We start from the raw sequence: 12204 nt of genomic DNA on the forward strand, positions 1-12204 counted from the left end.
ACAGGTCTGTAGCGGCCTGAAGCGGGCTGCGCCTACCTCAAGCTGAGCTGCCCGAAGCGGTCGAGCACCAGATAGATGATCCAGCCGGTCACCGCCACATAAAGCCACACCGGTACCGTCCAGCGTGTCCAACGGCGGTGGGTGTCGAAGGCGGCGCGGGCGGCGGGGACGCTGTCCACTTGACTGAGGCTGCCCGCCGACTTGATGCCCCTGTAAGCCCAGTAGAGCGCTCCAAGTGCCAAAGGAACGTTGAGCGCGGCCATGAAGATGTGGGTAACCAGTAGAACGAAGTAAGCTGAGCGCCAAGCTTCCGGGCCGGTGTATTTCTTTTCGTAGCCGAGGCCCAAGCGGGTCAGGTAAAGAATTAGGAAGAGGGTGGCCAGTCCGCTGGCCAGCAACATAAAGCGCATGTGCAGTTCGCGGTTGCCGCGCCGAATAAAGGTGACGCCCACCACCAGCGCGACGCCGCTGAGGACAATGCAGATCACTGCCCACTGATTAATAATAGAAGCCATGAGGGGCATTCTAGGGAGGCGCGTCTGAGCCGCACAGGGTCATTTGCTGACTCAGGCGTTCAGTCCATCAGTCGGGCAAACATCCCAAACTCAAAATTTGACGTCCCAGAGCGGTTTTTCTGAGATCTTGCTGAGGACAATTGTACCCACTGCCCTGCCGTCACTTCTCCTAAACTACGGTCAACGAGCGTTTGAGAATCCATTTTCCGTTCTCGCCCACATTGAGCAGGCAACGACTGAGTTCGCAAGGTCAACTCAAGAGGCAAGCGCGGAAGCCTGAGCGGCAAAGGAAGAAAGGTGAGAGGGCTTGAGAAGGGTTGTGGAGCAGGGCAAAGCTGGAGCGGGAAAGGCGCAGGCCGTTAAGGTGCTGGTCGGCCTGAGTTGGGCCGCGCTGGCCTACAATGTATTGGTGATTTTATGGGGCGCTTATGTGAGGATCAGCGGTTCCGGGGCGGGCTGCGGAGCCCACTGGCCGCTGTGCGACGGTCAGGTGATTCCGCGTTCGTTTACCTTGGAGCGCGTCGTGGAATTTAGCCACAGGGGCAGCAGTTCGCTGAGCGGCCTGCTGGCCATCGCGGTGGTGGCGTTGGCATTTTTTGCCACCAAGCGCGGCCATCCGGCCCGGCTCGGCGCGGTCTGGTCGCTGGGCCTGATTTTGTTTGAAGGCGTCATCGGCGGCGTGCAAGTCTTGCTGGGCCTGACGGCGGGAAGCACTGATCCGGCACGCGGCTTTGTGCAGGGTCTGCACCTCGCCAATACCTTTTTGCTGCTGGGGGCGCTGCTGCTTACCGCGCTGTGGGCGGGCGGTGCGCCGCGCTTTACCCTGCGGAGTCAAGGATGGCTGAGCTGGGGCAGTCCGCTGGCCACCGTACTGATGCTGCTGCTGGGCATGGCGGGCGCGGTCACGGCGCTGGGCGACAAGTTGTTCGTTCCGGCACCCGGCACCCCGATCGACACGGTCAAGCGCGATTTCGGGGCCACCGCTTCCATCATCGAAAACCTGCGGGTGATTCATCCGGCGCTGGCGCTGGTGGTCTGCGCTTACTTGGTTTGGTTCGCGGGGCGGGTGCTGCGCGAGCGCCTGAATCCCATGACCCAGCGCTGGAGCTACGCGCTTTACGGCGTGATCGGAGCGCAAATGTTGATCGGCGTGCTGAATGTCGCTCTCAAAGCGCCCGGCACCATGCAGATCATTCACCTGCTGTTCGCCTGCTTGATGTGGCTGATCACCGTGATGGTGGTGTACTCGGCCCTCGTGACCCAACCGATGCGGCGCGTCACTTTGAAGGCGGCGAGCGCGTGACCACCTTAGGTGCGGCGCGTCGGGCAACCTGGCGCGATTATTTGGCGCTGACCAAACCCAAAGTCATCAGCTTGCTGTTGTGGACAACATTGGCGGCCATGTTTATGGCGGCGCGGGGCTGGCCGGGGCTGTGGCCGCTGCTGCTGGTCGGCGTCTGCGGCTTTATGTCGGCGGGGTCGGCGGGCGTCTTCAACATGATCATCGACCGCGACATCGACATCAAAATGGCCCGCACCGCCAAGCGCCCCACCAGCAGCGGCCTGATCTCCAGTCGCCAAGCCTTTGTCTTCGGCGCGGCGCTGCAAGCCTTGTCCTTCGTGGCGCTGTGGACGCTGGCCAGCCCGGTAGCGGCGCTGATGAGTCTGGCGGGATTCTCGACTTACGTGTTTGTCTACACCTTGTGGCTCAAGCGCACCACCTGGCACAACATCGTGCTGGGCGGCGCGGCGGGCGCGTTTCCGCCGCTGGTCGGCTGGGCCTCCGTCACGGGCGATCTCAATTTGTTCGCGTGGTTTTTGTTTGCCATCATCTTCTTCTGGACGCCAGTTCACTTCTGGGCGCTGGCGCTGATGATCAAAGACGAATACCGAGCGGTGGGCATTCCGATGTTGCCGGTGGTTCACGGCGACCGACTGACCGTCGAACAGACTTTTTTGTACGCCATTTACACCTTGGTGTTGTCACTAATGCCGATCTTGCTGCGGGAAGTGTCGTGGATCTACGGGATTTCGGCGCTGCTGCTGGGCAGTTGGCAACTCTGGCTGGCATGGAAGCTGCGCATTCATGTGGTCAAGGGCAACAAGATCGAGCGCAAAAACACCTTGCCGCTCTACTTGTTCTCGATGCTGTATTTGGCGTTGCTGTTTTTGGCCGCCGCTCTAGACCGGGTGATCTTTGTGTGAGGCAACGCCTTTTGCACAACGTTCCCGTGGGCACTGCCCCAAAAAGTTTTATGCTGGAGGCCGGAAACAGCTTTGAGTTCGGCAGTCTAGGTTCGGTAGACTTTCCTCCACTTCGTCCCCGGTTCACGGGCCAAGGCTTACCGCTCACGTTCAAAACCCCCTAAACTGCATCTATGACAAGGAGTGATGTTGAATAGCTTATTTTGCCGTGCCGCTTGGCGGCCCAGCCGCGCCGCCAAGACCGCTCTTGGTTTGGCCCTGCTTTCCAGCTCGGCTTTGGGGCAGCAGGTTAACCAATCGCTCTCGATTGGCGATTTGTCCTCGGGCTATAACCGCGAGATGTTCTGGTTGGCTCTTTGGGCCATCGTCATTTCGATTATTATTTTCGTCGGCGTGTCGTGGGCACTGTTTTACACTGTCCAGAAGTTCCGCGAAGACAAAAACGACGCGGCCCCCGCGCAGTTTCACGGCAACAACCGCCTCGAAGTGACGTTGGTGGCTGTTCCTGTGGTGATCGTAATTGTGCTGGCGCTGCTTACGGTGCGGGCGATGGCGCGGCTCAACCCCACGCCCGCCGGCGCTTACCCGGTCACGGCAGTGGCGGCGCAGTTTTATTGGAATTTCGAGTACCCCAACGTCAAAGTCGACGCGGCGGCGGGTACGGGCTTGGTCACCAACGGCAACGAAATGATCGTGCCGTCCAAAACCAAAATTGCTGTGACCGCCACTTCACGCGACGTGATTCACGGTTTCTGGGTTCCCAACCTCGGCGGTCAGCGCGACGCCATTCCCAGCGTCAAGAAAACTTGGCAAATCGACAACGACAAAGCTGGTGTTTATCAGGGCAACTGCACCGTGTTGTGCGGCGCTTCACACGCCAACATGCGCTTTAAAGTGATTGCTTTGCCGGAAGCGGAGTATCAGCAGTTTGTCAGTGCCGCTCAGGCGTACAAGGCCCCAGTGGCGGCGGCAGGCACGGCGGCGGCAGCCGGCTATACCATCTTTATGCAGGGCAAAGGAGGTGCTGGCGCGTGCGCGGCCTGCCACCGTGTTCAGGGCACCGCCGCCGCCGGGCAGTCCGGCCCCGACTTGAGCTTTTTCGGTTCGCGGCGCACCCTCGGCGCGGGCGTTTGGGAAGGTGCGGACGTGGATACCCACCTTCACCAGTGGATCAAGGCGTCGAGCAGCATCAAACCCGGCAGCGTCATGCCGCACTACGACGGCTCGACCCAGGGCTACCCCACCCTCACCGATCAGGAGTTGACCGACTTGGAAGCGTATCTCAAGACCTTGCAGCTTCCGGATGAAGGCAATTACTGGATGAAAATTTCGGCGCTGGTGCCGGACGCACCAGTTCCCGCCGCGCAAAATCCCACTCCGTCCAGCGTGAACGCGATCACTTCGGCCAGCACGGCCATGAATGGAGGCAAATAAGCATGGCAGTTCAAGCGCCCGCTCATTCGTCAGAGAAACCCGGCATCGGCGCGGTCATCTGGGATTACATGACCACCACCGACCACAAGAAAATCGGCACGCTGTATATCGGCACGTCCATCATCGGTTTCGCAGTTGCAGGCATCTTGGCGGTGCTCATCCGCTTGCAACTGGCGGTGCCCAACAACACCCTGCTGGTCGGCAACGTCTACAACCAAGTGCTGACCACCCACGCGGCCATCATGATCTTTTTCTTCCTGATTCCGATTGGGCTGTTCGGATTCGGCAACTGGTTCGTGCCGCTGCAACTCGGCGTGCGCGACGTGGCGCTGCCGAGGCTCAACAACTTCGCGGTGTGGCTGTTCATGTTCAGCATGATCCTGATTTTGACCGGCCTGTTTCACGGGGGCGTTCCCGGCGTCGGCTGGACATTTTATTACCCGCTGTCGGTGGACGCCAACCAAACCGGTGTGACCGTGCTGATGGTTGCCCTGATCCTGAACGGTATCGCCTCACTACTCGGATCGGCCAACTTTGCGGCCACCATCGTCAACATGCGTGCTCCCGGCATGAGCCTGTGGAAGATGCCGATTTTCGTGTGGTCTATCTTTTCCACTTCAATTTTGCAGCTCGTCTCTCTGGGCGGCCTGACGGCTGCCGCACTGGTGACTTACCTTGACCTCAAGGTCGGTCTAAGCATGTTCAACCCCGGCATCAACGGTGTGCCGGTGCTGATGCAGCAGTTTTTCTGGTTCTACTCTCACCCCGCCGTGTACGTGATGCTGCTGCCTTACCTCGGGATTGGTGCAGAGATCGCCTCCACAATGGCCCGCAAGCCGATGTTCGGGTACCGTGTGATGGTCTACTCGCTGCTGGGCATCACCATGGTGTCACTGCTGGTGTGGCTGCACCACATGTTCGCCATCGGTGTTCCCGAAACGTGGCAGATTGCCTTTATGGTGGCGACGATGGTGGTCGCTGTGCCTACTGGCGTCAAGCTCTTTAACTTGATCGGCACCCTCTGGGGCGGGCGAATCATTATGAAGACGCCTACCTACTGGTTGATCGGCTTCATCTTTAACTTCCTGATCGGCGGCATCACGGGCGTTTCGCTGGGTCTGATTCCGTTCGATTATCAAGTCACCATGAGTTATTACGTGGTGGCCCACTTCCACAACGTGATGATGTTCGGCACGGCGTTCCTGGCGATGGGCGGCCTGTATTACTGGTGGCCCAAAATGACCGGGCGCTTCCTTGACGAGAAGTTGGGGATGTGGCACTTCTGGCTCTTTATGGTCGGCTCGTGGATGACCTTTATGCCGCAGTACATCTTGGGACTGCTCGGCATGCCCCGCCGGTATTACACCTACCCGGCAGGCAACTTTGCTTGGAATGAACTCAACTTCATCTCCACGCTCGGCGCACTGGTGTTGCTGATCGGCGGCGTCGTGTGGGTCTGGAACATGTATCAGAGCTGGCGTCGTCCGGCGACGGCCTCGGCCAACCCCTGGGGCGGTTTCACGCTGGAATGGACGGCAGACAGCCCGCCTAAAGACTACGATTTCGCCCACGACTTCCCCACCACTTTCCCCACCGAGCGCCCCCTCTACGACTGGGAAAAGAACGGCGACAAGCTGATTCCGGTTGATCCGAGCAGCATTCACTTGCCGCAGAGCACCGTTTGGCCGTTTATGACTGCGCTCGCCTTCGCGCTGATGGGTTACGGCCTCTCATTCGGGTGGTTCACCAGTTGGAGTCCTTCAGCGGCGCAAACGCCCAACCAACTCGCCAGCATCATCTTGTACCTGAGCATTCCTTTCTTCCTGTACTCGCTGTTCAAGTGGGCCGGAACGCCCGAATACGACGTGCCGGTGGAGCACCATACCCTGACCAAGTACAGCAACGGCTTTATGGGCATGGCTTGGTTCATCATCTCTGAAGTCGGCTTGTTCGGCGTGCTGATCGCTGGCTATGTGTACTTGCGCGTCGTGGGCAATGCCATACCGCCCATCACCCGTCCGAGCATCTGGCTGGCGGCGCTCAACACCTTAATTCTGGTGAGCAGCTCGTTCGTGATTCACAAAGCCGAGCAAGACCTGCACCACCACCGCCTCAGCCGGGGCCGCCTGGGTTTGCTGATTACCCTGATTCTGGGCGCGTTCTTTATGATCTTCCAGGTCTACGAGTTCTCGTTGTTCGGCTCCGAGAGCAACTGGATGCAGAACCTCTGGCAGACCTGCTTCTTTATCATCGTCGGGTTGCACGGCCTTCACATCATCATCGGCGGCGTGGGCGTGGCCCTGCCGTACTACCAGTACATGACCGGCAAGATTGATAAAACCAATCACGGCTCCCTCGTGCCCGCCAGCATGTACTGGCACTTGGTGGATGTGGTCTGGCTGTTCATCATGGCGATCTTCTACGCTTGGTAGCGGAAACAAAATAAAAAGAAGCGGCTCCTGAGTGGGCCGCTTTTTTGTTGGATAGGCTGAAATAGATTTGCTCATTTCACCACGACAGACGCTTGGGAACAAGCCAAAAATGCATAGGCTATTTAAAATTTAAATTTGCTGCCATTCACGCCCACTTCTTCGCGTAAGCGTCGGCGTCGAATTTGCGCTTGAGTCCGCCAGCGACCATATAGCGCACTGTGCCGAAAATGGGGCGACGTGCCCAGGGGCGGTCATGGGTACCGAACACCCAGTTGATGCCCGCGTAGCTGTTGGCGTTGCGGCCATCGGCTTCGTATTTGTTGTTGAGGTAGACCAGCACTTCGTAGGCTTGCTGCGGCGTCTCTGACCATTCCAACACCTTCTTGCCCCAGTACATTCGCAGATAGTTGTGCATTCGGCCTGTGCGAACCATCTGATTTTGCGCGGCGTTCCAGTACGGGTCGTGGGTCTGGGCAGCCTCCAACTCGTCGCGGGTGTAAAGGTACTCGCGCTCGTCACTTTCCTGCTCGGCCAGCGTCTTGCGGCACCAATCGGGCAACCCGGCGTACTGGTCGTATTGCGGGTTGTAAAAGCACAGATTGAAACTCAGTTCGCGCCTCACCACCAACTCCTCCACGAAGGCGTCCAAGCCCGCGCCGCCCTGCTCGCGTGCCCGCAGCACCGCGTCGATGGGGGAGAGGTGGCCGAAGTGCAAATAAGCCGAGAGTCTGGACGCGCCGTCTAACAAGGGGTTGTTGCGCCGCTCGTCGTAGTGTTGTAGGCCACCTGTAATGAACTGTGTTAGCCGCGCTTGGGCCGCGTCCTCACCGCCGCTTTCCTCGCCGGGCAGCACACTGCGGTCAATATCAAGTCCAGCCAAAACCTGTTGCGGGTCGCTCACGTCCACACCGTCCAGCAGGGCCAGCGACGGCACTTTGATGGTGCGCGGTTCCAGCGCTACCAAGAACCCGTCCATCAATTTATGAAGCTTGGGGCGGATGGTGCGGGCAGCCCATTCCTGCTTGCCGGAAGTGGTTTCAATCGGCACCACCGCGTCGCTCTCCACCTGAATCAGCGGTACTTTCAATTGATCAGCCAGCCAGGTGCGCCAGTCGCGGGAGGGGCGCAGGTACGCCCGGTCGGTGATGACCAAACTGGCCTGCTGAGCCAGCTTGAGCATTTCTTCGGGCGGGTGGCCGAACTTCATGACGAAGCCGATCTTGCGCTGCTCCAAGTTGTGCTGCACGTCGCGCAGACCCTCCAGCAGGAATAAATAGCTTCGCTGGTTGGCTTCCGGATAACTGGGCGTCAGACCGAAAGCCACGATCAGCGGCTGCTCCAGCTCGTTGGCCTGCTCAATGGCGTACTCCAGCGCGTGATTAAACGTTGTCCGCACCGAGGCCTGCATCCAGTACAGAACATACTGGCCGCCGCCGGGCGTACCTGTTTTGAGGGTTTGAAGGCGCTGCTGCTGAATCATGCTTCTTTCTAGCGGGCCACTCGGGCAGCAAACGTAGGCCAGCGCTCTGACCTCAGGTTCTGATTTAGAATCAGCGCAATGAAACGGTTGCTCTCGGTGACTCTGATCTTCACCCTCGTGTCCTGCGCTCCTCGCCTGAGCAGCGGCCCACCGGCCCTCAACTGCACTGGCACGCGCTCCGGCACACTGACTCAGGTGACGTTCAAACTCTCGGCCAATATTGATCCGCAAACGAGCGAAATTGCGGGCGTGCTGACGGAAGCGGGTGATAAATCGTTTTGGGTTTACGGGCGGCGGGTCGCAGACGGCTCCAACTTCAACCTGATTCTGAATGTCAGCGACCACACCGAGAGTTATGCGGGCGTGGATTTGATTTTCAAGAAAGCGCGGTTGGGCTACTTCTCCAACTCGCAAAGTACTTTGTCGGGTGTGTTGAGCGGTCAACAGTTCGTGGGGCGGCAAAAAGCGGGCGTGAACAACTACGAAGTGCTGATGACTTGCCGCTTGAGCTGAACAGCTCTTAGTGGCAGGTATGGGCCGTAACATTTTCAGCTGTAGAATTAAGAATGACTCTTTCCAGCTCTCCTGAGCTAGAGCGCTCAATTCGGCAGATGTTTGGTGCAGTGGAGCGTAAAGACTTGCAAGCGACCCTGGCAATGTTTGCAGATGACGCTGTGATGGCCGATCCGCACTATCCCAACCCGACCATGCGCGGCAAAGCTGAAATCGAAGCGGGGCTGCGCTGGGGGTTTGGGAGTATGCGGCAATTTGGCTTTCCTATTGAGCAGATCTACTTTGCCCAAGACGGCCACAGTGCTGCCGTGGAGGTCGCCACCCACCACATTTTGAAGGTGGGGATGCACCTGCGCTTTCCGCAGATGTTCGCGGTGGAGATGCACGCCGGTAAAATCACCCGCCTGCAGGCTTATGAACCGTACGGGCCACACGGCATAGCGGGCGCAGTGCTGGTCATCACCCGTCTGGTCAACGCCTTGCAGCGGCAACGGGCAAAGAGTCAGCTCAACCGCCGCTAATGTGCGATGTGCGGCTGTTCGTTGACGCTGAGCACTCTCACCGTGTGGCTTTCCCGCGAGAGGCGCAGGCGGGCAAATCCGGTGTCGCCAAACTCGAACCAAGCGTGATTTGAGCCAATCAGCTCGCGCAGCACCGAGTTGAGAAAGCCGCCATGCGAGACGATCAATATGTTTGACAATGGCATGGCCCACAGCTCATGGAGCGCCGTCAGCGCCCTTGCCCGGATTTGGGCCTGCGACTCACCGCCGTCAGCGGTAAAAGGGGAGAGGTCGTGACGAAAAGCGGGCATGGGATAGCGTTGCTCGGCTTCCTCATGCTTCATTCCGGCCAGTGGCCCGTTGTCCCATTCGCGCCAGAGGTGACTGACTTGCGGCGTCAGGCCCAGCGGCCTGCACACGATCTGAGCCGTTTCGTGGGCGCGGCTGAGGCTGGAGCAGATCGCTGCTTCAAACTGCGGCAGGTTGGCTTGCCAGTAGGCGGCCAGCTTCTGCGCCTGCGTCCGCCCCGCTTCGGTCAGCGGTGAGTCGTAGCGGCCTTCATGCACATTTTCGTCGTCTGCGCGGCTGCGGCCATGTCGGAGGAGGGTCAACTGAAGGTGGCTGGTCACGGTTGAAGCTCCTGTAAAAGTTGAAGGTAAGCCGTTTCGGGACTCCACAGTTTGGAAACGGTTCCCGCCGCATGAAGTCGCTCGGCCACCCGCACCGCGTCCGGCACTGCCAATTCAAAACGCTCTCGAAAAGGGCCACTGAAGGTTCCGGCAGCCAGTTCTTCCAGCACATTGAGAACCTGTGCTGCCCGCGTGAGGTCGCTCGGCCCACGCGACACGGCGACGCGCTTGCTGGCCATATAGGCATTCTCGCTCAACAGCGAAGCGCAGCCCGCCCAAGGATCAGCCGCCGCGTAGCTCAGCCGCCGGACTTGGCTCATTACCAGTGTTCCGGCGCACTGCGGGCAAGGCTCTATGGTGGTGAGCAGCGTCAGGGTGAGGCCTTCCTCGCAGCTGACTTTGGGCAGACTGAGCAGGGCGTTGACCTCGGCGTGGGCCAGATCAAAGCCTGAAATCACCCCATTGACCTGCCGCGCTTCCCGCGTGCGGTTGCGGCCCACCGCCAGCACCTCGCCCGTCTCATTTACAATGGCCGCGCCGATGGCCTTGTTGCCGGTTTGGTAGGCTTCCCAGCCCTGTGCCCAGGCCGCTTGCCAGCCGGGGGACAAATCGCTGTAAGCGCTCACGCCAGCGCCTCCAGAGCTGTTGCCAAGTCGGATTGCTGTTTCCATAACCGCTTTAACGTGCCGTCCTGATGCAGCTTCAGCGCCCGCTCAAAGTGTTGCGGTTGTTTTTCCTGGTTGATCTTGAAGAAACCGTGCTCTCGGAGCATCTCGCCGTCCAGAAAAAAAGTCAGCAGCAGCACGGCGCAAAACTGTTCGACTTCAGGTGGAGCGCGGTGAACTTCGGTGGCCTTTTGGCTGAAATAAAAAGTGCTGCTCAGCGCGTCGGTGTGTCCGGCGTAGGCGTCGGCAGCGGCGTAAGCCAGTGTGTTGATACGCTGCATTCGCATGGCCCCCAAGCACATCGGGCAAGGCTCTACGCTGGAAATGAGCATCAGGCGGCGCGAGGCTTGGCTGCTCATCTCCGGCAGACTGAGCAGCGCGTTGATCTCGGCGTGGGCAAGGCGATGCCCAGAAATCAGCTGATCCACCCGCCGTTCTTCGCCCAAGCGGTTGCGCCCGCTTGTCAGCACAATGCCGTTCTCGTCCACCACACACGCGCCAATCGGGTATGAGCCGTGCAGATAAGCCTCCCAGGCTTCCTGCATGACGGTTTGCCAGTGTTGCGCCCGCAGCGTCACAGCGCTCCCCGGTTCTTCTCGATCAAATCATCGAGCGCCTCGCGCAGCAAGCTCGCCTCGGTGCGGCTGTGGGCGGATGCCAGCTTGGCGAGGCGCTCCAGTTGGCTTTTGGGGTAGTAGTTGCTTTTGAGAACCATCTTGGAGTCCACGTAAATGCAGGCCCGCCCGCGCCCCTCGCGCTTGGCCCGCAGCAGCGCTTCGTCGGCGGCCCGCTGCAAGTCGGAGCTGCTTTCGGCGTGCGCCGGGCGCGAAGCGATGCCGACGGACAAGCTGAGGCTGCGCGGCCACTCGCTTTCGCGGTTGATCTGAAAGTGCTTGATAATCTCGTCAAATAAGATCAGGGCCGTCTCGCTGGCGCTTTCCGGCAAGATGATGGCGTACTCGTCGCCGCCCAGCCGCGCTACCGAACTGCCCGCCGGAATGCTGCCCGACAGCAAGCGCTCCACTTGCCGCAGCACCCTGTCTCCCTCAGCGTGACCGAGCGAATCGTTGAGCTGCTTGAAGTGGTCGATGTCGAGTAGGCCGAGCGTCAGCGGTACGCCGGAGAGCTGCTGCATAGTCTTTTCAAATTCGCTGCGGCTGAGGATCGGTGGGCGGGCCATAAAAGTACCTCCGTCTTACATATGTCTCTATAACATATATATGTTTGATATTATTGTCAATTACCTACATACAGAGCTTTCGAGGCCCGCCAGCCGCAACTTGAGCGTTTCCCACTCAGATTCCCGCACTGCTGAGGTTGACACTTGGCTGAGTCTGGTGGTAACGTCACTTACGTCGGATGAGCGCTGGGACGGCAAAAGTCGTGCATCCCACTTAAAATTTTGATGAAGAGTGCTTTATAAAAGCCGCTTGGTCAGCTTTTGAGCGGAGAGCAACTTTGCGCCCAAGTTTCAGCGCTGCACATCACATCAATTTTTGGAGGAACTCTATGTTGAAACCTTTAGGTGACCGTGTTCTCGTGGAAGTTATTGAAGAAACTGAGCAAAAGACCGCCGGTGGGCTGTTCGTGCCGGATACCGCCAAGCAAAAGAGCCAGCGCGGCAAAGTCATCGCGGTCGGCAGCGGCAAAACGCTCGACAACGGCACTAAAGTTGCCGTGGAAGTCTCCGTGGGCGACACCGTTCACTTTGCCAAGTACGGCGGCACCGAAGTGACGCTGGACGGCAAAGAGTACAGCCTCTTCAGCGAGCGCGATTTGCTCGCCATCGAAGGCTGAGTAGCTCCGCCTTCCCAATTACCATTGACCAATC

General features: G+C 59.1%; 13 protein-coding genes. 7 read left to right on the plus strand and 6 right to left on the minus strand.

Annotation, left to right across the window (positions count from 1 at the left end):
• Positions 1–32: 32 nt before the first annotated feature.
• Positions 33–515: a DUF420 domain-containing protein gene (locus EHF33_RS01240; protein ID WP_124867262.1), complete on the minus strand. Its 483-nt coding sequence runs from the start codon at positions 513–515 to the stop codon at positions 33–35.
• A gap of 319 nt (positions 516–834) precedes the next feature.
• Between EHF33_RS01240 and EHF33_RS01245 the strand changes: the two genes are divergently transcribed.
• The 4 genes from EHF33_RS01245 to EHF33_RS01260 all read left to right on the plus strand — a co-directional run bounded on the left by EHF33_RS01245 (position 835) and on the right by EHF33_RS01260 (position 6586).
• Positions 835–1818: a COX15/CtaA family protein gene (locus tag EHF33_RS01245; protein ID WP_124867263.1), complete on the plus strand. Its 984-nt coding sequence runs from the start codon at positions 835–837 to the stop codon at positions 1816–1818.
• On the plus strand, positions 1815–2720 hold the full coding sequence (locus EHF33_RS01250; RefSeq protein ID WP_124867264.1) for a heme o synthase: 906 nt from the start codon (positions 1815–1817) through the stop codon (positions 2718–2720). Before EHF33_RS01245 ends, EHF33_RS01250 begins: the two co-directional genes overlap by 4 nt.
• 186 nt (positions 2721–2906) lie before the next feature.
• Positions 2907–4154: a cytochrome c oxidase subunit II gene (gene coxB, locus EHF33_RS01255; protein WP_124867265.1), complete on the plus strand. Its 1248-nt coding sequence runs from the start codon at positions 2907–2909 to the stop codon at positions 4152–4154.
• Between the two features lie 2 nt (positions 4155–4156).
• Positions 4157–6586 carry a cbb3-type cytochrome c oxidase subunit I gene (locus EHF33_RS01260; RefSeq protein WP_124867266.1) on the plus strand — a complete coding sequence of 810 codons (2430 nt, stop codon included), beginning with the start codon at positions 4157–4159 and terminating at the stop codon, positions 6584–6586.
• Between the two features lie 145 nt (positions 6587–6731).
• Here the strand turns inward: EHF33_RS01260 and EHF33_RS01265 are convergent, their stop codons facing one another.
• The gene (locus EHF33_RS01265) at positions 6732–8066 is read right to left on the minus strand and encodes a deoxyribodipyrimidine photo-lyase (RefSeq protein WP_124867267.1); all 1335 of its coding nucleotides are present in this window, start codon (positions 8064–8066) and stop codon (positions 6732–6734) included.
• Positions 8067–8144: 78 nt separating this feature from the next.
• Between EHF33_RS01265 and EHF33_RS01270 the strand changes: the two genes are divergently transcribed.
• Both EHF33_RS01270 and EHF33_RS01275 read left to right on the plus strand, forming a co-directional pair.
• Positions 8145–8579: a hypothetical protein gene (locus tag EHF33_RS01270; protein WP_124867268.1), complete on the plus strand. Its 435-nt coding sequence runs from the start codon at positions 8145–8147 to the stop codon at positions 8577–8579.
• A 53-nt stretch (positions 8580–8632) separates the two neighbouring features.
• A complete protein-coding gene (locus tag EHF33_RS01275; RefSeq protein ID WP_124867269.1) occupies positions 8633–9100 on the plus strand; it encodes a nuclear transport factor 2 family protein in 468 nt (155 codons plus the stop codon).
• On the opposite strand, the gene EHF33_RS01280 is transcribed toward EHF33_RS01275, so the two are convergent.
• The 4 genes from EHF33_RS01280 to EHF33_RS01295 are packed head-to-tail and all read right to left on the minus strand — an operon-like array spanning position 9097 to position 11553.
• A complete protein-coding gene (locus EHF33_RS01280; RefSeq protein WP_124867270.1) occupies positions 9097–9708 on the minus strand; it encodes a histidine phosphatase family protein in 612 nt (203 codons plus the stop codon). The two genes, EHF33_RS01275 and EHF33_RS01280, sit on opposite strands and share 4 nt — an antisense overlap.
• Complete coding sequence (locus tag EHF33_RS01285; RefSeq protein WP_164473377.1) at positions 9705–10334, minus strand: deaminase; 630 nt, start codon at positions 10332–10334, stop codon at positions 9705–9707. Before EHF33_RS01285 ends, EHF33_RS01280 begins: the two co-directional genes overlap by 4 nt.
• On the minus strand, positions 10331–10951 hold the full coding sequence (locus tag EHF33_RS01290; protein ID WP_124867272.1) for a nucleoside deaminase: 621 nt from the start codon (positions 10949–10951) through the stop codon (positions 10331–10333). Before EHF33_RS01290 ends, EHF33_RS01285 begins: the two co-directional genes overlap by 4 nt.
• Complete coding sequence (locus tag EHF33_RS01295; RefSeq protein ID WP_124867273.1) at positions 10948–11553, minus strand: GGDEF domain-containing protein; 606 nt, start codon at positions 11551–11553, stop codon at positions 10948–10950. The genes EHF33_RS01290 and EHF33_RS01295 overlap by 4 nt, the downstream gene beginning before the upstream one ends.
• Positions 11554–11882: 329 nt before the next feature.
• Between EHF33_RS01295 and groES the strand changes: the two genes are divergently transcribed.
• Positions 11883–12170 (plus strand): co-chaperone GroES, encoded by a 288-nt coding sequence (gene groES, locus EHF33_RS01300; protein ID WP_124867274.1) that lies wholly within the window; start codon positions 11883–11885, stop codon positions 12168–12170.
• The last annotated feature ends 34 nt before the right edge of the window (positions 12171–12204 follow it).

The sequence above is a fragment of the Deinococcus psychrotolerans genome (genome assembly GCF_003860465.1).
Taxonomy (GTDB): domain Bacteria; phylum Deinococcota; class Deinococci; order Deinococcales; family Deinococcaceae; genus Deinococcus; species Deinococcus psychrotolerans.

Bases quoted from the DNA above. Each gene is read 5' to 3' on its own strand.
- EHF33_RS01260 (WP_124867266.1), top strand. From the start codon at position 4,157: ATGGCAGTTCAAGCGCCCGCTCATTCGTCAGAGAAACCCGGCATCGGC.
- EHF33_RS01265 (WP_124867267.1), bottom strand. From the start codon at position 8,066: ATGATTCAGCAGCAGCGCCTTCAAACCCTCAAAACAGGTACGCCCGGC.
- EHF33_RS01270 (WP_124867268.1), top strand. From the start codon at position 8,145: ATGAAACGGTTGCTCTCGGTGACTCTGATCTTCACCCTCGTGTCCTGC.
- coxB (WP_124867265.1), top strand. From the start codon at position 2,907: ATGTTGAATAGCTTATTTTGCCGTGCCGCTTGGCGGCCCAGCCGCGCC.
- groES (WP_124867274.1), top strand. From the start codon at position 11,883: ATGTTGAAACCTTTAGGTGACCGTGTTCTCGTGGAAGTTATTGAAGAA.
- EHF33_RS01295 (WP_124867273.1), bottom strand. From the start codon at position 11,553: ATGGCCCGCCCACCGATCCTCAGCCGCAGCGAATTTGAAAAGACTATG.
- EHF33_RS01240 (WP_124867262.1), bottom strand. From the start codon at position 515: ATGGCTTCTATTATTAATCAGTGGGCAGTGATCTGCATTGTCCTCAGC.
- EHF33_RS01275 (WP_124867269.1), top strand. From the start codon at position 8,633: ATGACTCTTTCCAGCTCTCCTGAGCTAGAGCGCTCAATTCGGCAGATG.